16 protein-coding genes and 1 pseudogene are annotated in these 20823 nt (G+C 73.0%); 7 read left to right on the top strand and 10 right to left on the bottom strand.

Annotation, left to right across the window (positions count from 1 at the left end; all coding sequences use genetic code 11):
- Positions 1 to 195: 195 nt before the first annotated feature.
- Positions 196 to 1137 carry an alpha/beta fold hydrolase gene (locus AAW13_RS15965; protein WP_046732645.1) on the bottom strand — a complete coding sequence of 314 codons (942 nt, stop codon included), beginning with the start codon at positions 1135 to 1137 and terminating at the stop codon, positions 196 to 198.
- Positions 1138 to 1209: 72 nt separating this feature from the next.
- Between AAW13_RS15965 and AAW13_RS15960 the strand changes: the two genes are divergently transcribed.
- Positions 1210 to 2175 (top strand): ArsR/SmtB family transcription factor, encoded by a 966-nt coding sequence (locus tag AAW13_RS15960; RefSeq protein WP_046732646.1) that lies wholly within the window; start codon positions 1210 to 1212, stop codon positions 2173 to 2175.
- 132 nt (positions 2176 to 2307) lie between these two features.
- Here the strand turns inward: AAW13_RS15960 and AAW13_RS15955 are convergent, their stop codons facing one another.
- Positions 2308 to 2973 carry a hypothetical protein gene (locus AAW13_RS15955; RefSeq protein WP_046732647.1) on the bottom strand — a complete coding sequence of 222 codons (666 nt, stop codon included), beginning with the start codon at positions 2971 to 2973 and terminating at the stop codon, positions 2308 to 2310.
- A 294-nt stretch (positions 2974 to 3267) separates the two neighbouring features.
- Here AAW13_RS15955 and AAW13_RS15950 point away from each other — a divergent pair, with 294 nt between their 5' ends.
- Both AAW13_RS15950 and AAW13_RS15945 read left to right on the top strand, forming a co-directional pair.
- Complete coding sequence (locus tag AAW13_RS15950) at positions 3268 to 4665, top strand: DEAD/DEAH box helicase (protein WP_046732648.1); 1398 nt, start codon at positions 3268 to 3270, stop codon at positions 4663 to 4665.
- 120 nt (positions 4666 to 4785) lie between these two features.
- On the top strand, positions 4786 to 5430 hold the full coding sequence (locus tag AAW13_RS15945) for an NAD(P)-dependent oxidoreductase (protein ID WP_046732649.1): 645 nt from the start codon (positions 4786 to 4788) through the stop codon (positions 5428 to 5430).
- 61 nt (positions 5431 to 5491) lie between these two features.
- Here AAW13_RS15945 and AAW13_RS15940 read toward each other — a convergent pair whose 3' ends face one another.
- Positions 5492 to 6433, bottom strand: a complete 942-nt coding sequence (locus AAW13_RS15940) for a DMT family transporter (protein WP_046732650.1) — start codon at positions 6431 to 6433, stop codon at positions 5492 to 5494.
- A 30-nt stretch (positions 6434 to 6463) separates the two neighbouring features.
- On the opposite strand from AAW13_RS15940, the gene pdxR reads away from it, so the two are divergent.
- From pdxR to AAW13_RS15925, 3 genes and pseudogenes are all read left to right on the top strand, one after another.
- Positions 6464 to 8209: a MocR-like pyridoxine biosynthesis transcription factor PdxR gene (gene pdxR, locus AAW13_RS15935; RefSeq protein WP_046732674.1), complete on the top strand. Its 1746-nt coding sequence runs from the start codon at positions 6464 to 6466 to the stop codon at positions 8207 to 8209.
- 61 nt (positions 8210 to 8270) lie between these two features.
- A pseudogene (locus AAW13_RS15930) lies at positions 8271 to 8483 on the top strand (ketopantoate reductase C-terminal domain-containing protein); the annotation flags it as partial.
- 142 nt (positions 8484 to 8625) lie between these two features.
- Positions 8626 to 9699 (top strand): S8 family peptidase, encoded by a 1074-nt coding sequence (locus AAW13_RS15925; protein WP_240528634.1) that lies wholly within the window; start codon positions 8626 to 8628, stop codon positions 9697 to 9699.
- A 36-nt stretch (positions 9700 to 9735) separates the two neighbouring features.
- Here AAW13_RS15925 and AAW13_RS15920 read toward each other — a convergent pair whose 3' ends face one another.
- From AAW13_RS15920 to AAW13_RS15890, 7 genes are all read right to left on the bottom strand, one after another.
- Positions 9736 to 10701, bottom strand: coding sequence for a pirin family protein (locus AAW13_RS15920; protein ID WP_046732652.1), 966 nt, complete (start codon positions 10699 to 10701; stop codon positions 9736 to 9738).
- A gap of 41 nt (positions 10702 to 10742) precedes the next feature.
- Positions 10743 to 12245, bottom strand: a complete 1503-nt coding sequence (locus AAW13_RS15915; protein WP_046732653.1) for a serine/threonine-protein kinase — start codon at positions 12243 to 12245, stop codon at positions 10743 to 10745.
- A 223-nt stretch (positions 12246 to 12468) separates the two neighbouring features.
- A complete protein-coding gene (locus tag AAW13_RS15910) occupies positions 12469 to 14202 on the bottom strand; it encodes an RICIN domain-containing protein (RefSeq protein WP_046732654.1) in 1734 nt (577 codons plus the stop codon).
- 49 nt (positions 14203 to 14251) lie between these two features.
- On the bottom strand, positions 14252 to 15013 hold the full coding sequence (locus AAW13_RS15905; protein ID WP_079178829.1) for a carbohydrate ABC transporter permease: 762 nt from the start codon (positions 15011 to 15013) through the stop codon (positions 14252 to 14254).
- 44 nt (positions 15014 to 15057) lie between these two features.
- Positions 15058 to 15945, bottom strand: coding sequence for a carbohydrate ABC transporter permease (locus tag AAW13_RS15900; protein WP_240528633.1), 888 nt, complete (start codon positions 15943 to 15945; stop codon positions 15058 to 15060).
- A gap of 150 nt (positions 15946 to 16095) precedes the next feature.
- Positions 16096 to 17334 (bottom strand): sugar ABC transporter substrate-binding protein, encoded by a 1239-nt coding sequence (locus tag AAW13_RS15895; RefSeq protein WP_046732656.1) that lies wholly within the window; start codon positions 17332 to 17334, stop codon positions 16096 to 16098.
- A gap of 32 nt (positions 17335 to 17366) precedes the next feature.
- Entirely contained in the window at positions 17367 to 19295 is a 1929-nt protein-coding gene (locus tag AAW13_RS15890) for a glycoside hydrolase family 127 protein (protein WP_046732657.1), read from the bottom strand.
- A gap of 360 nt (positions 19296 to 19655) precedes the next feature.
- On the opposite strand from AAW13_RS15890, the gene AAW13_RS15885 reads away from it, so the two are divergent.
- Positions 19656 to 20678 (top strand): LacI family DNA-binding transcriptional regulator, encoded by a 1023-nt coding sequence (locus AAW13_RS15885; protein ID WP_046732676.1) that lies wholly within the window; start codon positions 19656 to 19658, stop codon positions 20676 to 20678.
- Positions 20679 to 20823: the final 145 nt, after the last annotated feature.

Below are 20823 nucleotides of genomic sequence, written 5' to 3'. Positions count from 1 at the left end.
CGGTGACCGGGCGGATCAGAACGCCGAACGCCAGGTGACGCCGCCACGGCCAGGTGCGATGGAGGCCGGGCAGCTGGTCCGTGGACATCCGGCGGCCCGGCGGCTACAGGTTGCCGACCCGGGCGAACGCGTGCCAAGGGGTTCCGGGCGCTCTGGGAGGACGGGACGCCGTCGCCTCGATGACCTGCGGCGTCGTCAGGCCGTTGGGACGTCGCTGGGACGGCTGTCCACTTCCGTGGCCTGTGAGGTGACGGGGCGGGAGGTGACGGGGTGAGGGAGGACGGGGCGGGGGAGGGCCGGTTGTTCCAGGAACGCCAGGACGGCTGACACGAACCGGTCCGCGTCGTCGAGCCACGGGAAGTGCCCGGCGCCGGGCTGGACGGTGCACCCGGCGTTCGGGAAGAGCCTCGCGAACTCGGCGGCCGTCGACGGCGGGAAACCCGGATCGACCTCCCCGGCCAGCACGAACACCGGTGCCCCGAACCGGGCGAGCTCCGCACGGGTGGCGTCCGGGTCGTAGGCGCCCTCGGCGTGGAAGGCGGCCACCACCTCAGGGTTCATCCGTTCGTCCTCGGCAGCCCGGTGCGCTCGGGCCGCCTCGTCCCAGCGGCCGTACGAGAACGGCGCGAGGGCCCGCCAGGTCTCCGCGGTGGCCCGGCCCGCGCCGATCGCCGTCAGGGCCGCGAACGCCTCCGGGAACCACGGCTCGTCCCGGCGCGGCCGGACGGTCTCGCGCCGCAGTGCTCCGCTGATCCCGATGCCGACGGCCCGGACGCTCGGCGTGATCAGCGCGAGCCTGCCGACGTGCTCCGGCCGGCGCTCCGCGTACCGTAGGGCCAGACTCGCGCCGGCGGAGTGCGCCAGCAGGTCCATCCGGTCCAGGCCCAGATGCTCCCGGAGGGCCGCCACGTCGTCGACCAGCCGGTCGCAGCGGCAGGAGGCGATGTCCGCCGGCATCGCCGAGCGGCCCGTGCCACGGAGGTCCAGCATGATCAACCGCCGGTGCGCGGACAGACCGCCGAGCTCGCCCAGGTAGGCCGACTCCTGTGGGCCGCCCGGCAGGCAGACCAGCGGCGGTCCGTCCCCGGCCACCCGGCAGGCGAGGGCGGTGCCGTCGTACGAGGTGAAGAATTCCATGCCGGACAGCGTGGGGGCGGCGACGGGTGCCGGCCTGTCGTTCAGCCACGGCTATATGATGGGGCGGCACGGATGGCGGTCGGGATCAGGTTCACCGCGGCGGCGGTCGCGAAGGTGCGGTTCGCCCTCTCGCCGCTGGGCGAGACGGTGCTGGCGCTGCGGATCCTGCTGGGCGGGGCCGGTCACGAGGTGCACCGGCCGTGGGTGCGCCGGGCACGGCAGTTGCCGGCGGGGGAGCGCGAACTGCCGCTGCTGCGGGCGCTGATCGCCGGGCCGCTGCCGTCGTTCCTGTTCCCGGTGCCGCAGGAGCGGCTGCCTGCCGTGTCGGCCGAGCTGGACCAGCTGCGGGCCACCGAAGAGAGCTTCTTCCGGCGGGAGTACGGCGCCGTGGTGGGCGTACCGGACGAACAGGTCCCGGCGCCGGCGGCAGTGCTGCCACGGCTCGCGGACGCCCTCCACCGTTGCCACGAGCTGCTGATCGCTCCGCACTGGGGCCGGATGCGCGCGGTGCTGGAGGCCGACGTCGCCGGCCGGGCGCTCACCCTGGTGGACGGCGGGGTCCAGGCGCTCTTCGCGGAGCTGCACCCCGACATCGCCTGGGACGGCGGCCAGTTGGTGGTGCACGGCCGGCGCGCCCCGCACACGGCGGTCACGGTGGACACCGGCGGGCACGGCCTGGTCCTGCTGCCCAGCGTCTTCAACTGGCCGCACGTGGGCGTCGACAAGTCCCCCGTGCGAGCCGCGTCGATCCGCTACCCGGCGGTGGGCGTCGGCCTGCTCTGGGAGCCCCCCGGCCGGACGGCGGCGGGTCTGGTCCCGGTACTGGGCCGCACCAGGGCGGCGATCCTCGCGGCCCTCACCGAACCCCTGACGACGCCGGCCCTGGCGGTCAGGCTGGGCGTCACCCGGAGCGCGGTCTCCCAGCACCTGGGCGCGTTGCGCGGGGCGGGTCTGGTGTCGACACAACGCGAGGGCCGTACCGCGCTGCACCTGCGCACGGAACGCGCGAACCACCTGATGGGCGACGGCGGCCCGTGAACGAATGCACGTCCGCGGCCCCGAGGACATCGTCGTCGGGCTCGCCGAGCAGCTGGGCTGAGCGCCGCACCGACCGCGGTGCCGGCCCGACCCGGGCCGGCACCGCGGTCGCCTGCTCGCGGGAACCGCCGCTCAGAGCTCCGTCACCGCTGAGCGGACGAGCGCGGGCCGCGTGCCGCTGCGGTAGGCGGAGATGCCGAACGCCAGCAGCCAGTAACTGAGGAACGCCCCCATCAGCGCGGTGGTGCCCCAGCCGTTGGCCGCGTAGAAGTGCGCGGGGACGTTGCCGAAGAACAGGGACGGCACGAAGGCCAGGTTGACGCCCGCGAGGACGTAGGCCGACCGGCCGGTCCACCGGGGCAGCAGCTCCGTGCGGGAGACGAGGAAGCCGACCGTGGCCAGGAACAGCGCCAGCAGCAGTCGGGAGATCGACCCGTACAGGATGTAGGTGCCGCTGACCGTGATGGTCGGGTCGACCGGGTGGTCGACGGCGATGACCGCGCCCGCCTCCAGACCGCTGGAGACCAGCGTGACGGTGGCGTAGACCAGCCCCGCGGCGAAGGCGACCGAGCCGGCCCACTCGTACGCCGGGCTCACCCTTTTCACGAGCTCCCGCAGGGCGGTCACGAACACCACCAGGCAGACCAGCGCGACGATCCCGATGAGCAGCCTGCTCAGCACGTTCGCGTCCGGCGGCGGACCCGAGTAGACGAAGTACAGGGGTACTTCGACGATGAAGGCGGCCGCGGCGGCGATGCCGGCGACGCCGGTCAGGCGCCGCGCGAAGGTTTCCGTCATGGGTGTCCCCCGATGGGTGTGGTGGATGCTTGGCCGGCCCGTTCGCCGACGCTGTGCAGCCTGCCCGTCGCGGGGGGCCGTCGTCGCTGGGCCTGGACACCGAAGAAGGGGTGGTGCCAACACCACCTCGGCCGTGGGCCGCCGTCGCCCTGTGCTACCGTCGAGCTTTTGCAGCGTCGCTGCATCGGTGCTCTGGAGCGCCGCTGTGTCGGTGCCCGGTCCGGTGTCTCCGGCCGGTGAACCGCGTCCCCGCCGCGCCTTCCTCGGTACGGTCCCTTCGGAGGAAGGCTTTCTGTGAGCGAATCAGCACGTACCGACGCCGGGCACCAGGACCGGGAGCGGGCCCCGCGGATGGCGTCCTTCGCCGGGCTGGGGCTGCCGGCGGAGGTGCTCCGGGTGCTCGACGCGCACGGTGTGACGGTTCCCTTTCCCGTCCAGGCGGCGACCCTGCCCAACGTGCTCGCGGGCCGGGACGTCCTGGGCCGGGGCCGAACCGGGTCCGGCAAGACGCTCGCCTTCGGCCTCGGCATGCTCGCCCGGACGGCCGGGCGGCGCGCGCAGCCCAAGGAGCCGCTGGCGCTCGTCCTGGTGCCCACCAGGGAACTGGCGCAACAGGTCGGTGAGGCGCTCACCCCGTACGCCGAGGCGCTGCGACTGCGGCTGGCCACCGTGGTGGGCGGAGTCTCCGTCGGACGGCAGGCCGCGGCGCTGCGGGACGGCGCCGAGATCGTCGTCGCCACGCCCGGCCGGCTGCACGACCTCGTCGAGCGCAGGGACTGCCGGCTGGGACGGGTGCGCATCGCGGTCCTGGACGAGGCCGACCAGATGTGCGACATGGGATTCCTGCCCCAGGTCACCGCGCTCCTGGACCAGGTGCGCCCCGACGGGCAGCGGATGCTGTTCTCCGCCACCCTCGACCGCGACGTCGACCAGCTGGTGCGGGACTACCTGCGTGACCCCGCCGTCCACTCCGTGGACCCCCCGTCGAGCGCGGTCCCGGCGATCGAACACCACCTCCTCGTGGTGCACGGCCCCGACCGGTACGCGGTGACCACGGAGATCGCTGCCCGGGACGGCCGGGTCCTGCTGTTCCTGGACACCAGGCACGGCGTCGACCAGCTCACGCGGCATCTGCGGGCCAACGGAGTGTCCGCCGCCGCGCTGCACAGCGGGAAGTCCCAGCCGCAGCGCACCCGCACCCTGGCCCAGTTCCGGAGCGGTCAGGTCACCGCCCTGGTGGCGACGAACGTCGCCGCCCGCGGCCTGCACGTCGACGACCTCGACCTGGTGGTCAACGTCGACCCGGCCACCGACCCCAAGGACTACCTGCACCGCGCGGGCCGCACGGCCCGGGCCGGCCGTTCCGGCACCGTCGTGACACTCGTCCTTTCGGGGCAGCGCCGCGAGACCAGCCAGGTCATGGCGGACGCCGGCGTCGCCCCCAAGGTCACCAAGGCACGGTCCGGCGAGGCGGAGCTGAGCCGGATCACCGGTGCCAGGACCCCGTCCGGACAGCCTCTCGACGGCGGCCCGGCCGTGCCCCGCCCCAAGAACCACAACGCCCCGTTCCGCGGCCTGGGCAGCAGCAAGGACACGCGGGGCGGCGCCGACGGCAGGCCGTCCCGCAGGAGCAGCGAGGCCCGCAAACTCGCCCAGGCCCGCGAGGCGGCCCGGATACGGCGCGGCGGCTGAACCCGGCACCCGCACATGTCCTCGTTTGACCATGACGAGTCCTCGTCCCATCTCGCGATTCCTGGACCCGGCAGAGGAAGGTGGGGGGTGCCGACCAGGGAAAGTGAAAGCGAGAGACAGATGAGCAGGATCGTGGTGTACGGGGCCGCGGGCAAGGCGGGCTCCCGCGTCGTCACCGAGGCGGCCGCCCGCGGACACGAGGTCACCGCCGTGGCCCGGGACACCAGCCGTCTCGGCCGACTCCCCGACGGCGTGCGCGCGGTGACCGGTGACGTCACCGACCAGGGTTCCGTGACCGACCTGGCCAAGGGGGCCGACGCACTCGTACTGACCGTCGGCGGACCGGACCCCGCTCTCTACACCGACGCCGTCGACACCGCCGCCGCGGCGGTCCGGGCCCTGGGTCCGGCCGGCCCCCGCATCGTGCACATGGGCGGCGGCGCCAGCCTGCTGAACACCGACGGGGTGCGGTTCTTCGACGCCCCAGGGTTCCCGGAGGAGTTCAAGCCCTACGCGATCGGACAGATCCGGGCCCTGGACGCCTACCGCTCCCTCGGCGACGACGTCACCTGGACCTACTTCTCCCCGCCGCCCGTCCACTTCGCCCCCGGCGCGCGCACCGGCGCCTACCGCACCGGCCTGGACACCCCCGTGACCGGTCCCGACGGACAGGCCCGCATCTCGTACGAGGACTACGCCGCCGCGCTGGTCGACGAGATCGAGAACCCTCGCCACCTCAACCGCCGCTTCACCGCCGGCTACTGACGCGGGGTCACCGGCACCAGGACCGGCCGGCGCCCACGCCCCGCCCCGCCCCGCCCCGCGTCTACCGGGCGCGGCCCGGGGCGGGTGCGGAAGCCGTCCGGGGCGCCCGCTCCCCGCGCTTCCCGGCCGCCGGACCCGATGGCCGCAGGCCGACCACCAGGCCGACGACGACCACGCCGATGCCCGCCCAGACCGGCGGCCCCGGCACACCGGTACCCGCGGCCGCGCCCGCGCCCGCCGCGGCCAGCGGGGCGATGCCGGTCAGCAGCCCGGCCCGGCCCGCCCCGGCCGCCCGGACCGTCGAGTACCACAGCACGAAGGCGACCGCCGTGACCAGCACCGCCAGATAGCCGACGGCGGCCCACTGCACGCCGGACAACTCCGTTATGGCCGCGGGCCCTTCGGACGCCGTGCCGAGGACGGCCAGCAGGGCGCCGCCCAGCCAGGTCGCGTGCACGGACACCCCCCACGGGGTGTGCCGGCCCAGCACCGGCACGGCGAGCAGGGTGAAGGCGGCCTCGCACCCGAGCGTCAGCGCCGCCCACGCCACTCCGGCGGCATCGGTGCGGCCCGTTCCCTCCACCAGCACCGCGCCGGTCATGACGACGGGCGCCGCCACCAGCACCCGGCGGCTCGGTGCGCGCCGCTCCAGCAGTGGGCCCACCAGCCCGAGGACCACCGGGACACAGGCGACCGCGACCGCGATCACCGCGGGCTCCGCATGCGCGACACCCCGCACCACGGCCACGTTGAACAGCACCAGGCCGGTGACCGCCAGCCCCGTCAGCCACAACCACTCCCGTCCGCGCGGCCACACCAGGCGGGCACCGGCGACCCTCGCGACGACCAGGAGGATCACGGTGGCGGCCGCGTACCGGACGGCCTGGGCGGTGAACAGCGGGGCGCCGACGAGGACGTGCGAGACGCTGACACTGCTGCCGACCAGCACCATCCCGGCCATGCCGGGCAGCAGCGGGGCGAACGAGGCGGAAGGTGTGTCCATGTGCTCCACCCTGCCCGCACAATGGACGCCATGGGCAGGTCCACGAAGCCGTCGTCGGAGGGGTCCAAAAGTCCGCGTCCGGTGGCCGCGCCGGCGGTCGGATCCGACTTCCTCCAGCTGGACATCGGCCGGGTGCCGGCCGGCGGGCGCACGGCCTGGCTGGCGGACCGGCTGCGGTCGGCCATCGCCGACGGCCGGCTGCCCGTCGGGACCCGGCTGCCCGCCAGCCGGGTACTGGCCGCAGAGCTGAGCGTGACGCGGGGGGTGGTCACCGAGGCCTACCGGCGGCTGGCCGAGTCGGGCCAGATCGCCGGCCGCGGCCGGCTCGGCACGGTCGTCGTGGCGGCCCCCGCGCCGCCCCGCACCCGCCCCGCCGGGCCGCCCGAGTCCCGGACCGCGCTCTTCGCGGCGGCCGACCGCGAGGGTGCCGTGGACGCACTGCGTGCGCTGCCGTGCCGGATCGACCTCTCGCCGGGCGTGCCCGACCTCGCCGCGTTCCCCCGCACCGCCTGGCTGCGCGCCGAACGCGCCGTACTCGCCGGCGTCTCGCCGGGCGACTTCGGATACGGGGACCCCAGGGGCGCCCCCGCCCTGCGCCGGGCCGTCGTCGACTGGCTGGCCCGCAACCGCGGCATCCGCGCCGACCCGGCCGAGGTGGTGGTGGTCGCCGGGGTGGCACAGGCCCTCGGACTGCTCGCCCAGGTCCTGCGGAAGGACGGCATCAGCCGCATCGCGGTCGAGGACCCCGGATCCCTCGGCGCGCGACAGCAACTGGAGTACGGCGGCCATACGGTCGTACCCGTCCCCGTGGACCGGGGCGGGCTGGATGTCGGCGCGCTGCGTGCCGGCGGAGCCCGCGCGGTGCTGACGACCCCGGCGCACCAGTTCCCCACCGGGGTCGTCCTCGACGGCGAGCGCCGCCGTGAGCTGCTGGACTGGGCGGCCGGCGGGGGAGTCGTCATCGAGGACGACTACGACGCCGAACACCGCTACGACCGGCCGCCGGTACCTGCCCTCCGCTCCCTGATGCCCGAAGGGGTCTGCTACGCGGGGAGCGTCTCCAAGCTGCTCGCACCCGCGCTGCGGATCGGCTGGCTCCTGGTCCCGCCGGACCGGCTGGACGCCGTGGTGACCGCGAAGCGGTACGCCGACCTCGGGACCGGCATCCTCACCCAGCTGGTGCTCGCCCGGCTGATGGACTCCGGCGAGCTGGAACGGCACCTGCGGCACGTCCGGTCCCGCCACCGGCGCCGACGGGACGCCATGCTGCGGGCGATCCGGACGCACCTGCCGGGGGCCCGGGTGCACGGCGCGGCGGCGGGCCTGCACCTGATGGTCACCTTCGACGACCACGGCGTAGGCGGCGGCGGTTTCGGCGAGGGTGGCGTACGAGACGGCGCTTGCGGTGACGGCGGCGCACGAGACGGCGCTTGTGGTGACGGCGGTGTACGCGCCGGCGGCGTACGCGCCGGCGACTTCCGGGACGGTGACGGCGGCTTCCGGGACGGTGACGGCGGCTTCCGGGACGGTGACGGCGACGTCCGGGACGGTGACGGCGGCTTCGAGGGCGGCGGCTACTTCCAGGTCGGTGGTTTTCGGGACACCGATCTCGCCGAGGCCGCCCTCGCTCGGGGTGTGAAGGTGCATCCGCTGTCGTGGCACCGCATGACGCCCGGCCGTCCGGGCCTGGTCCTCGGCTACGCGGCCGGCCCCGCCCACGAGATCGACGAGGGCGTCGCCCTCGTCGGCGCGGCTCTGCGCGACACGCTCGCCTGACGGTCACGCGGGCTCCGGTGTCCGGGGGCCGAGGGCCGAGGCCCCGCCCGCGCCGGCCGACGGCTCCTCCTGGCAGGCCCTCAGCCGGGCCGCCGGCACGATCGAGGCCGACTTCCTCAACGGCGAGACAGCCCTCCTCGGCCGGCTGCACGGTGTCCCGACCCCGCTGAACGAGCTCCTCCAGCACCTGGCGAACACCTTCGCCCGGCAACGGCGGGCACCCGGCTCCCTGGCGGTCGAGGAACTGCTCCGGCTGGCCGACGAGGCGACCTGAGCAGCACGGACCGGGCCACCTGCCGCGGATACCGGCGCGGCCCGGGTGGCGCGCGTCCGGCCGGAACCACCCGCCCCCTGTGGTCGTCTTGTGCGCTGACTGTGTGCGAAGCGGGGCGACGGGGGACGTGATGGCGCGGAACATGACGAAGGCCGGTCTGATGATGGCGGCCGTGGTGACGGTGGTCGGGGCCTCGGCCTGCGCCGGGGCGGCCGGTGCGGCGGCCGGCGGCAGTGGCGGAACGCTCCCCGCGCACCGGACAGGGGAGGCCGCGCCCTCCGGCAGCACCGTGCGGACGTTGTCCGGTACCGCACGGACCACGGCGTCGGCCGTCACCCGGCGCGTGCCGTGGAACCTGGACGTCCTGGACCAGCGGTCGCGGCCCCTCAACGGGAAGTTCACCACCACCGCCACGGGCAAGGGCGTGCACGTCTACGTGATCGACACCGGACTGGACGTCGGGCACCAGGAGTTCGGCGGACGGGCCCGCCTCGGCGCCGACTTCGTGGGGCCGAAGGACTCCGGTGACTGCTTCAGCGAGGCGGGAACCGGCCACGGCACGTTCGTCGCGGGCATCATCGGCGGAGCGAAGTACGGGGTGGCACCCAAGGCGGAACTCGTGCGCGTCCAGGGCATCCTGTGCGAGAGCGAGGGCGGCGGCTCCCCGGCGGCGGCCGAGGCGGCGTTGGTGAAGTCGGTCAAGTGGGTCACCGCGCACGCGCAGAAGCCGGCGGTGGTGAACATGTCGCTCAACCTCGATCACCGGTCGGCGGCCCTGGAGTCCGCCGTGAAGAAGATGGTCGACGCGGGGATCCCGACCGTGGTGTCGGCCGGCAACTTCCACGACGACGCCTGCAAGCACTCCCCGGCGGGTGTCCCCGGCACCATCGTCGTCGCGGCCTCCACCCCGAACGACCGGCCATGGAGCGACGGCGGCTCCTACGGCTCCGGCCACGGTCGCTGCGTGGACCTGTACGCCCCCGGCCAGAAGGTGACCGCCGCCCTCGCCGGCGGCGGTACGACCACGGAGGACGACGGTGCCACGTCCTGGGCCGCGCCGCACGCGACCGGCGTGATCGCGCTGTACCTGTCGGCACATCCGCACGCCACGGCCGCCCAGGTCCACGTCTGGCTCGACCACACGGCCACCCGCGGCATCCTGCACGGCGTCCGCTCCGACACCCCGAACAGGCTGCTCGACACCGGCGGCCTCTGAACCGGTCGCGCCGCACACGCGCGGGCGGCCTCCGGGTCAGCGCACCCGGCCGCGCGGCTTGAGCGGTGTCGGCGGCATCTCCGGGGCCGGGAGCGGCGCCCCGTCGTACCCCTTGACCTCGCCGAAGGCGGACCCCGTCATCCACTCGGCGCGGGCCTCCTCGATCTCCTGCTGGGAGCGGGCCACGAAGTTCCACCACATCACGAGCTCCTCCTCGAACGGCTCGCCGCCGAGGAGCATGATCGCCGCGTCCGACTCGGCGCGCAGCGGGAGTTCGGTGCGGCCGCAGCCCAGGTAGAGCATGGAACCCGGGAGCACCGGCACACCGTCGACGTGCACCTCGCCGGACATCGCCAGGACGCCGTACTCGAAGTCGGGTTCGAGGGGCAGCCGCAGGTCGGCGCCGTGGGCGAGGGCCAGGTCCGCGCCGACGATCGGGGTGAACGTCGTACCCGGGGAGGCCGCGCCGTCGACGGAACCGAGGACGACCGTGGCGGTGAGGCCGGGCGCGGTGACCTTCGGCAGGTCGGCGTGGTGCTCGAACATCGGGTCCGTGTGCCGGTGCGCGTCCGGGAGGGCCACCCACAGCTGGGCGCCGTGCAGGTACCGGGCGTGCGGACGAGGGCTCTCCTCGGAGTGGCTGATCGCCCGGCCCGACGTCATCAGACCCAGCTCGCGCGGGCGGATCGTCTGAAGGCTGCCCGTGGAGTCACGGTGCAGCACCTCGCCCTCGTGCAGCCAGCTGACCGTCTGCAACCCGATGTGCGGGTGCGGCGGCACCTGCATCCCGGGCTCGTCGGCGATGTCGTCGGGGCCGTAGTGGTCGACGAACGCCCAGGCGCCGATCATGCGGCGGCCGAGGTTCGGCAGCAGCCGGCGCACCTCGGTCGACTCGCCCAGTCTCACCTGGCGGGGGCTCAACAGCTCGCGGACGGGTTCGGCGACGACGAATCCGCGGCCGCCGCACACGCTCGGCACGGGAGCGCGGTCAAGGTTGCTCATGCCGCCAAACTTAGCGGGCGCCGGTCCGTGTTGCCGAGCGGTCAGCGGGTCGTACGGAACCCGTCCCTCACCTTGTCGAAGACCGGACGGTAGGTGTCCCACTTCGCGGCGGGTGCGGAGAGGTAGATGTCGTACTCCCGGCCGCCCTCCCTGCCGAATCCCAGGTCGACGGCGCGGAAGGCGCGGACCCGGCCCTGGAAGGTGAACTCCCAGATCGCGGCGGGCTGCCCGTGGAAGGCGGTGCGCTGCATCCGCAGCCTGCGGTACGACGGGTAGTTGACCTTGGTGTTGGCCTCGGTGTCGGCGAAGTGGGAGTCGGGGTTCGGGCCGGCCGGTTCCACGGTGCCGATGGTGACGCCGGCCAGGCCGGTGGGGTCCTTGTAGGTGACCTCGTCGCCGGCGCGGGTGCCGGCCGTCCAGTCGTCGGGGACCGGGAAGGAGACGCCCAGGTCCTTGTCGGTGACGAGGCGGTAGCCGTGGGGGAGGGGCGAGGGGGTGCTCGCCGGTGTCCTCCCGGCGGACGGGTGCGGGCGCACGGTGTCCAGGGGGTGCAGGGGGTGCAGGAGGGTCACCGCGGTGCCCGTGCCGGCGGCCAGCGCGACCGCCACGGCGACCAGGGCGAGGCGTCCGCGCCGGCCACGCCGCCGACGCCGGACCTTCTGCGGGCCCCGCGCGCCCTGCGCGGCCGGATCAGGGCGAACCGGGGGCGGCGCCGGCTCCGTCAGGGCTCCCGACCAGGTCGCCAGCAGAGCCCGTTCCGTCTGCTCGGCGGTGGGCCGGTCCGCCGGGTCCTTCGACAGCAGCAGCCGTACCAGCGGCTCCAGCGGGCCGGCCCCCCGCATCGGCTCGACGGGATCGGTGACGATGGCGTACCCCGTCTCCATCGCGGTCTCGCGGCGGAACGGCACCCGGCCCTCCAGCGCCTGGTACAGCGTGGCGCCCAGCGACCACAGGTCCGAGGCCGGTCCCGGGGTCAGCCCGCGCAGCCGTTCCGGCGCCATGTAGGGGATCGAGCCGACCATCTGACCGGTCCGGGTGAGGGTGGACGACCCGGCGGTCAGCGCGATCCCGAAGTCGGTGAGGACGATCCGGTCGCCCGGCCCGAGCAGGACGTTGCCGGGCTTGACGTCCCGGTGCAGCACGCCCGCGGTGTGCGCGGCGCGCAGCGCGGCGACCATGCCGAGGCCGATCCTGGCGGTCTCCTCGGGCGAAAGGGTACGGCCGCCGTCGAGGAGGTCGGCGAGGGTGGACGCGGGAACGTACTCCATGACGATGCAGGGGAGGCCGTCGTCGTCCACCACGTCGTGCACGACGACGACATTGGGATGGACGACCCGGGCGGCGCTGCGCGCCTCGCGGCGGGTGCGTTCGTGGAGGGTGGCCACCTCGTCGTCGGAGAGGTGCGGGCGGGGATGCAGCTGCTTGAGCGCGACCTGCCGGGCCAGTACCTCGTCGTCGGCCCGCCAGACCGTCCCCATGCCGCCGCGGCCGATCCGTTCCGTCAACCGGTAACGACCGGCGACCAGCCGCCCCTCGTCCGCCACCGCCCCGTCCTCCGCCAGCTCTGTCCGCCTTCGATGAGTCCCGTCACGATAACCGCCCGTTCCTGGTCACCTGCGGTGATGCGACGACGACCGGCCCCACCCTCCTGCGAAGGTGAGGCCGGTCGTCTCTTTTCGGCTGCGAATCAACAGGAAGAGCCTCCGTGGGGTCGCGAATGCAGGCCGCGGCCCCACGCGGGTGTGCTCGGGTTCACTGTGGCGTACGTCAGCGGGCCGTGAGCTTCCACAGGTGGTCGGCGGTGCCGTTGTCGTCCCACTGGAGGACCTGGGCGCCGGCCGAGGTGCTCATGCCGTTCACGCCGAGCAGCAGGCCGCTGTTGTAGTTGGCGATCTTGTAGTAGCCGTCGCCCGACGGGATCAGCTGCCAGAGGTGGTCGGCGGTGCCGTTGTCGCCCCAGATCAGGGCGGTGCCGCCGTCGGAGGTACCCGCGTCGGTGATGCCGAGGAGCAGACCGCTCGCCTGCTGCTTGATCTTGTAGAGGCCGTTGCCGGCGGCCACCAGGGTCCAGTTCTGGTCGGTGCCCGTGGTGGAGGCGGCCTGGACGGCGGCGGTGCCCTGGGCGGTGCCCGCGCCGCTGGTGTCCAGGGCGAGGCCGCTGTTCCTGTTGGTGATCTGGTACCGCCCGGCCAGCGAGGTGGCGGAGCCGCTCGGGGTGACGGTCAGGTGGTAGCCGTCGGAGGCGTTCATGGTCACCGGGACGGTGATCGAGCCGCCGCTGACCGTGTAGTCCGTGTCCGAGACCGTGATCGGCCCGGCGACCGCGGTGGTACGGCCCTTGGACGGCGTGTACTCCAGTTTGACGTGCACCGTGCTGCCGAAGGCCGACAGGGACGACAGCCCGTTGACGGTCACGGCGCACGAACCGGTGCAGCCGCCGGTGACGACGCTGATCTGGTTGCCCGCGCCGTTGAGGGACGCGAAGCCGTCGATGCCCGTCTGCGCCGGGGGTGTGGTGACGAGCATGTTCCCGGACATGGCGCCGTACCACTTGTAGAGCCAGTACGAGCCGTTGGGGGAGCCGCCGGTGTCGGTGAGGGTGTCGCCGAGGGTGCCGTAGTGGTTCCAGAAGGCCAGTTCGGCGTCGTGGACGCCGGCCCGCTCGAACTTGGCGACGTAACTCGCGAGCGGTCCGGGGACCCCGACCTCGCTCGTGGTGCCGTACTCCTCGATGGCGATCGGGCGAGGGCTGATGCCCAGGCTGGTCTCCAGGGCGCGGTACGCGGCGACATGGGCGGCGATGTTCTGCGAGCCCTGCAACTCGTGCCAGGAGACGATGTCCGGGACCGTGCCACTGGCCTTCGCGTCGGTGAGGAACGTGCTCATCCAGCTCTGGTTCCACGCCGAGTAACTCGGGCCCTGGACCGGTGTCGTGGCGTCCTTGGCGCGGACCTCCCGGTACGTCGTCGCCCACCCGGAGTCGAAGCTGCCGGCCGCCGAGGTGTTCCAGGTCCAGTCCGGCTCGTTCCACAGCTCGTAGGCGGCGATGTCGGTGGCGCCCGAGGGCTTGACCGAGGCCACCTGCTTGTCCACGGCGGACAGCCAGTCGCTCCAGCTCACCCACTTGTAGGGGAAGTCCGGATACCAGTCCGGCATGCGTACGACGACCTTCGCACCGGCCCTGGCCGCCTCGGGGGCGACGACCAGGGCGTCACCGCCGGGGCCGGGCTCGCCGTTGGGCAGCTGGCTGCCGCCGGGCGCCATCTGCACGAAGGTGTTGGGCTTGAGCGGCTCGACCAGGCTGTCCGCCGGGACGCTCGCGGTGTCCAGGCCGTACAGGCTGCCGGTCGCCACGTGCGTGACGGAGCGCAGGGTCTGGTTCGCGCTCACCACCAGGGTGGTCGAGGACGTCGGCGCGGCCTGGGCGGGTGCCGTGGTGCCGAGAGCGGCCACGGTGAGGGCCACGGCGCCCACCGCGGCTCTGCGGGAGGTGCGGCTCATGACATGGGTCTCCCTTGCGGAATAGGGGGAATCGGGAGTCGGCCGGGGGTCAGTCCTTCACCGCGCCCGCGGTGACGCCCGCCGCCACGTAGCGCTGGGCGAGGACCAGGAGGACGGCCGCCGGGACGGACGCGACGACGGCGGTGGCCATGATCGCGTTCCACTCCTGGTTGTTGTTGCCGATGTACTTGTAGATGCCGAGTGTGATCGGCTTCCAACTGCCGCCTCCGTCAAGGGTGTTGGCGAAGACGAAGTCGGACCAGGCCCACAGGAAGCCGAACAGCGAGACGGTGACGAGCGCGTTGCGGCTCAGTGGGAGGACGACCGAGCGGAAGGTGCGCCAGGTGCCGGCGCCGTCGATCCGGGCGGCCGCGATCAGTTCGCCGGGGATGCCCGACATGAACGCGGTGAAGATCATGACGCCGAAGGGCACGGCGATGGTGGAGTCCGCGACGATCAGTCCCCACCAGGAGTTGAGCAGACCGAGGTCGAGGAAGATGCCGTAGAAGCCCATCGCCATCACGATTCCGGGGACCATCTGTGCGATGAGCAGGGCCAGTCCGAGCGTGCCGCCACCGCGTGGGCGCAGCTTCGCCAGCGCGTAGCCGGCCGGGGCCGCGATGACCAGGGTGACGGCGACCGTGCCGAGGCCGATCAGCAGACTGGTGCCCAGGTAGGGGAGTTGGTCGTCGAGGACCGCCCGGTAGCCCTCGAAGGTGGGGTGCAGCGGAAACAGGTCGGGCGGGTCCTTGCGCATGTCCTGCTGCGGGGTGAGGGACACGTTGACCATCCAGTACACCGGGAACAGCATCAGCGCGGTGAGCAGGAGGCCGATCAGGGTGTAGCCGCGTGACTTCACGCTTCCTGCCTCCTCTGGACGCGGATGTACAGGAGGCCGAAGACCAGCGCGATGAGGATCAGGATGTCGCCGACCGCCGCACCGGGCCCGAATTTCGGCAGCAGCGTGCCGAAGCCCAGCTGGTACGACCAGGTGGCCAGGGTCGAGGAGGCGTCACCGGGACCGCCCTTGGTCATGATCCAGATCAGGTCGAACACCTTGAGCGTGTAGACCAGCCCCAGCAGCAGGGTGATCGCCGACACCGGGCGCAACAGCGGGAACGTGATCCGCCGGAACTGCTGCCAGGCGCCCGCCCCGTCCAGGGCCGCCGCCTCGTACAGCTCGCCGGGGATGTTCTGTAGCCCGCTGTAGAGGATGACCAGGTTGAAGGGGATGCCGATCCAGATGTTCGCGACGATCACCGCGGTCAGGGCCCAGTCCGGCGAGGTCAGCCAGCCGACCGGAGCGAGGCCGACGGTGCCGAGGAGGTGGTTCACCACTCCCGACTCGCTGTTGAACATCCACGACCAGGTCGACGCCGACACGATCAGCGGCAGCAGCCACGGGATCAGGAACAGCGCCCGCAGCACGGTGGACAGCCTGAAGTGCCGGTTGAAGAAGACCGCGAGGGCGAGTCCGATGACGTACTGGAAGGCGATCGACACGAAGGTGAAGACCATCGTGTGCCGCATCGCCGGTCCGAACGTCGGATCGTCCAGCACCGTACGGAAGTTGTCCCAGCCGGAGAACGGGGCGTCGCCGGCCACGAAGGACCGGACCGTGTAGTCGCGCAGGCTCAGGTCGAGGTTGCGGTACAGCGGGTAGACGTAGAAGGCGACGAGGTAGACGAGCAGGGGGAGGACGAAGACAAGCGTGGTCAGCCGGCGCCGAAGGGCGGGGGACATGCGGACTCCCGGGTGCGAACCGCCCCGACGGGGGTGCGGGACCGCATCGATGTGCGGCTCCGCAGCGACGGGGGTACCTCCCGGTTCGGGCGAGGCCGAGAACCGGGGGCGCGGCAGGCCCCCGCCGACCCGCGGACTGGCAGTCACCGGTCAGCCCTTGCGTGCCGCGGCCTGCGCGGTGTCCAGCGCGTCCTGCGGGCTCCTGCCGCCGGACAGCGCCGCCTGCACGGCCGTCCACATCGGCTGCGAGATCGTCGGGTACTTGGTGCCGAGACCACCGCTGGTGCGGCCGCGGGCCGCCGCGACCGCCGCCACCCACGGCTTCAACTCGGCGTTCTTCTTGACCTGTTCGGCCTGTACCGCCGCGGTGGGTGCCACGTACATCAGCGTGGTGTCGGTGGCCAGCAGGTTCGTCGCGCTGGTCAGACAGGTGACGATCTTCTTGCTGACGTCGTAGCGCGAAGAGTCCTTCTGCACGGGTACGGTGACGAACTCGCCGCCCGTCGGCACCGGCGCCGAACCACCCGTCCGGCCGGGGATGTTGACGACCCCGTACGGGAAGCCGGCCTTGTCGGCGTTGCCGAGCTGCCAGGTGCCGTTCTCGCTGAACGCGTAGTCCCCGGTGGCGAACTCCTGCCAGCTGGTGGTCTGGGTGTTCTGGAGCACGTCCTTGGGCGCGTACCCCGCGTCCACCCACTGCTTCCACAGCGTCAGCGCCGCGACTCCGCCGGCGGAGTCCAGCTTCGTCAGGTCGCCGCCCGCGCCCCAGAACCAGGGCAGGAACTGGAAGCTGCCCTCCTCGGTGTTGATCGCCGAGAAGGTGATCCCCTTCTTACCGGCCGCCTTGACCTTCTTCAGCGCGGCCGTGAGCGACGCCCAGTCCCTGACCGAGGCCGGGTCCACGCCGGCGGCGGAGAGGACCTTCTTGTTGTAGTAGAGCGCGAGGGTGTTGGCGCCGATCGGGACGCCGTAGGAGGCGCCGTCGATGGTGCCGGCGCCGATGACGTTCTTCTGGATCGACGCGGTGTCGAGCCCGAGGTCGCCGGTCTTGTTGAGGATCCCGGCCTCCACCAGCGTGGAGACGACCGGGTTGTCGACCAGCATCACGTCCGGTGCGTTGCCCTGCTGGGCGGCCAGCAGCGCCTTGTTGCCGAGGTCGGTGGTGTCGTACGCGGTCCGCTTGAGCTTCACCCCGGCCGCGGTGCCGCACGCGCTGACCCGCTTGCCCCAGTCCGAGGAGGCGTCGAACTGCGGGTACGGGTCCCAGAAGGTGTACGTGCCGCCGGCCGAGGACGACGATCCCGAGGAGCCGGAACCGCCACCGCAGGCGGTGAGGGGAAGCAGGGTCGCCACGGCGACGGCCAGGAGGGTACGGCGGGTGGGTATCACGGGGTGACCTCGTTGTCGTAGAGCGGGGTGTTTCAGGAGGTGGGGAGCCAGACGCGCATGCTGCCGTCCTCGCGGTTGGCCCAGACGTGGTACGGGATCGCGGTCAGCTCGACCGGTTCGCCGTCCGGTTCGCCGCCCGTGCCGGACGCCGAGGCGTACGGCCACCAGCCGCGGTCCGGGAGCCGGCGCCGGCGGCCCGCCGCCACCACGGTGGTGACGCCGCCGAGCAGGTCCGGGCGGTGCTTCACGGCGAGCGGACGGGACGGGTCGAGGACGATGTCGTCCAGCCCGCCGCCCGGGTGGTCCACCTGCTCCAGGCAGTGCACGAGCGGGCCGCGCTCGATCGCCACACAGCCGCGTACGGCGTCCACGCGGGGGTCGGCGGCGGTGAGCCGGGGTTCCAGACCGAGTTCGAGGACGACCCGGTCGCCCGGCTCCCAGGCGCGGGTGAGCCGCAGCCAGCCGTGGTCGACGGGGGCGTCGGACTGGTCGTACGCGTCGGCACCGGACCGCACCCGGAACTCGCGGCACCACTGCGGGATGCGCAGTGACAGCGTCCAGGGGCCGTCGGCGGTGGTCTCCTCGACGGTGAACGCGACCGTGCCGTGCCAGGGGTAGTCGGTCTCGGCGCGCACCCGCACCCGGTCGGTCGCGTACGTCCCGGTGACGAACTGGTGGACTTGCAGGCCCTGTTCGTCGCCCGACGCCAGGTAGTGCGGCAGGCTCGCCAGCAGCCGCATCACGTTGGGCGGGCAGCAGGCGCAACGGAACCAGCGGGTGCGGCGGGCCGACTGGTCGCCCCCGGAGTCGGTGTGGCCGTCGCGGACCTGGAGCGGGTTGACGTACAGCCAGCGCTCGCCGTCCAGCGAGACCCCGGCGAGGAAGCCGTTGAACAGGGTGCGCTCGATCAGGTCGGAGTAGCGGGCCTCGCCGGTGAGCAGGGCCAGCCGCCAGCTCCACTGCACCGAGGCGATCGCCGCACAGGTCTCGCAGTAGGCCCGCTCGTTGGGAAGTTCGTACGGATCGCCGAAGTCCTCCCGGTCGTGATGGGCGCCCAGACCGCCGGTGAGGTGTGTCTTGGTGGCCGTCATGGCTCGCCACAACCGCTCGCCCGCGGCGCGGAGTTCGTCGTCGCCGGTCTCCGTCGCCAGGTCCGCGGCGGCTGCCAGCAGGTACAACTGCCGTACCGCGTGGCCCTCGACGTTCGTCGCCGAGCGCAGCGGGACGCGGTCCTGGCAGTACGCCTCGCCGCCGAGCAGGCCGTGGCCGTGCCGGTCCACGAAGTAGCCGGCCAGGTCCAGGTAGCGGTGCTCGCCGGTCTCCCGGTACAGCTCCACCAGGGCGGTCTCCACCTCCGGGTGGCCGTCGATGCCGTCGATCGGCTTCCCGCTGCCGGGGAGGCCGAAGACCGAGTCGATGTGGTCGGCGAACCGCCGGGCCACGTCGAGGAGTTCGGGACGCCCGGTGGCCCGGTGGTGGGCCACGGCCGCCTGGATCAGGTGGCCCGCGCAGTACAGCTCGTGGCCCCAGCGCAGGTCCTGGTAGCGTGCGTCGCCCTTGACCAGCTGGAACCAGGTGTTGAGATACCCGTCGGGCTGCTGGGCGGCGGCCACCAGGGCGGCGATCCGTTCGACCTCGGCGGCCAGCGGTTCGCCGGAGTCCTCGGCGAGCTGCCAGGCGGCCGCCTCCAGCCACTTGTAGACGTCCGTGTCGACGAACGGGTACGCGCCCTGGAAATCGCCCTCGGCCCGGCCCGCCGCCAGCCGCAGGTTGTGCAGGTTCCCGGCGGACTCCAGCAGCTCCGGACCCTGCGGGAGGGAGACCCGGGCGTTGGTCGCGCGCCGGTCGTGCCAGAAGCCGCCGTCGATGGTGACGGCCGCCGGGCGCAGCGCGGTGCGGGCGCCGGGCGTGGGACGGACGGGGCCGGTGGGGAGGGGCAGGGCGGAAGGCGTGCGGGGCATGGCTCTCCGAGGTGGGGAGGGACTGGGTGCCGGGGCGCTGATACGAGATTCGAAATACCGAACACTGTCTGGAGCAACGGCCGCGATGCGGTACGGAACCGCGCCGCGATGCGGTACGGAACCGCGCCGCGATGTGATGCGGGACCGTGTTGCGATGCGATGCGGGACCGTGTTGCGCAACCGTTTTCTCGCCGAGAAGTACAGGGCAGTCGGGGGAGGGGGTCAAGGCGCCCGGCGCACTTTTTTCAAGTTGCCTGCGGAGGCTGGCGCTTGGCGCGAGCGCCTGCGACCATGTGGGGCGGCTCTGCCGTCGCAAGGCCGACGGTGCGAGCGAGAGACCGTCTAGGAAAAGGTTTGCTCGTGACCTCTGCTCCCGACTCCCCGCCCGTCGGCCGGGCCCGGCTCGCCGATGTCGCCGCCCTCGCCGGTGTCAGTGTCGGCACCGCGTCCAAGGCGCTGAACGGCGCGGGCCGGATGCGTCCGGAGACCCGGCAGCGGGTGCTGGACGCGGTGGAGGCGCTCGGGTTCCGGCCCAACCAGCACGCGCAGAGCCTGCACAGCGGCCGCAGTTGGACCGTCGGCCTGATGACGACGGACGGCATCGGCCGCTTCAGCACGCCGGTACTGCTCGGCGCCGAGGACGCGCTCGGGGCCGGCAAGATCTCCGTCCTGCTCTGCGACACCCGTGGCGACGCCATCCGCGAGCAGCACCACCTGCGCAACCTCACCGACCGGCGGGTGGACGGGGTCATCGTCGCAGGCCGCCGTACCGACCCCCGCCCGCCGCTGACCGGCATCGACCCGGCCATCCCCGTCGTCTACGCCCTCTCCCCGTCGGCCGACCCCGCCGACACCTCCGTCGTCACCGACGACCGCGGTGGCGCCCGGCTCGCCGTGGAGCACCTGCTCGCCACGGGCCGCACCCGGATCGCCCACGTCACCGGGCCCGAGCATCATCAGGCGGCCCGCGACCGGGCCCGGCACGCCGTCGAGCACCTGGCCGCGGCCGGACTGGAACCCGCGGCCGGGCGCGTGCACTTCGGGGAGTGGAGCGAGGCCTGGGGGCGGCGGGCCGCCGACGCCGTGCTGCGCACGGCCCCCCGCACGGACGCCGTCTTCTGCGGCAACGACCAGATCGCCCGGGGAGTGGCCGACGCGCTGCGCGAGCGTGGCAAGGACGTGCCGGGGGACATCGCCGTCGTCGGGTACGACAACTGGGACACCATGGCGCTCGCCTGCCGCCCGCCGCTCACCACCGTCGACATGAACCTGGCCGAGATCGGCCGGATCGCCGCACTGCGACTGCTCCAGGCCATCGACGCCGAGCCGGAACCGGGTGTGCACACGGTGCCGTGCCGGCTGGTGGTGCGCGAGTCCAGCTGAGGACAGGGGCCGCCGCCGTGGTCCGGGGTGTGGCGGCCGTCGGGCCGCACGGAACCTTCACTCCCCGGTGCCCGGTCCTCCTTGAGTAAGTCAATCAACTGACTTACATTCGGGAGGGTCGTGCAGACCCGAGCGGCCCCGTGGA

It is taken from the genome of Streptomyces humi, from assembly GCF_001005085.2.
Lineage (GTDB): Bacteria > Actinomycetota > Actinomycetes > Streptomycetales > Streptomycetaceae > Streptomyces > Streptomyces humi.
The sequence above is the reverse complement of the archived record's forward strand: the minus strand, read 5'-3'. Positions and strand labels throughout refer to the sequence as shown.

What these genes read in the sequence shown, in the direction of transcription:
- AAW13_RS15940 (WP_046732650.1), bottom strand. Translation starts at nt 6,433, where the DNA reads ATGGACACACCTTCCGCCTCGTTCGCCCCGCTGCTGCCCGGCATGGCC.
- AAW13_RS15920 (WP_046732652.1), bottom strand. Translation starts at nt 10,701, where the DNA reads ATGAGCAACCTTGACCGCGCTCCCGTGCCGAGCGTGTGCGGCGGCCGC.
- AAW13_RS15960 (WP_046732646.1), top strand. Translation starts at nt 1,210, where the DNA reads ATGGCGGTCGGGATCAGGTTCACCGCGGCGGCGGTCGCGAAGGTGCGG.
- AAW13_RS15890 (WP_046732657.1), bottom strand. Translation starts at nt 19,295, where the DNA reads ATGCCCCGCACGCCTTCCGCCCTGCCCCTCCCCACCGGCCCCGTCCGT.
- AAW13_RS15900 (WP_240528633.1), bottom strand. Translation starts at nt 15,945, where the DNA reads ATGTCCCCCGCCCTTCGGCGCCGGCTGACCACGCTTGTCTTCGTCCTC.
- AAW13_RS15925 (WP_240528634.1), top strand. Translation starts at nt 8,626, where the DNA reads ATGACGAAGGCCGGTCTGATGATGGCGGCCGTGGTGACGGTGGTCGGG.
- AAW13_RS15910 (WP_046732654.1), bottom strand. Translation starts at nt 14,202, where the DNA reads ATGAGCCGCACCTCCCGCAGAGCCGCGGTGGGCGCCGTGGCCCTCACC.
- AAW13_RS15905 (WP_079178829.1), bottom strand. Translation starts at nt 15,013, where the DNA reads ATGCTGTTCCCGGTGTACTGGATGGTCAACGTGTCCCTCACCCCGCAG.
- AAW13_RS15955 (WP_046732647.1), bottom strand. Translation starts at nt 2,973, where the DNA reads ATGACGGAAACCTTCGCGCGGCGCCTGACCGGCGTCGCCGGCATCGCC.
- pdxR (WP_046732674.1), top strand. Translation starts at nt 6,464, where the DNA reads ATGGGCAGGTCCACGAAGCCGTCGTCGGAGGGGTCCAAAAGTCCGCGT.
- AAW13_RS15965 (WP_046732645.1), bottom strand. Translation starts at nt 1,137, where the DNA reads ATGGAATTCTTCACCTCGTACGACGGCACCGCCCTCGCCTGCCGGGTG.
- AAW13_RS15945 (WP_046732649.1), top strand. Translation starts at nt 4,786, where the DNA reads ATGAGCAGGATCGTGGTGTACGGGGCCGCGGGCAAGGCGGGCTCCCGC.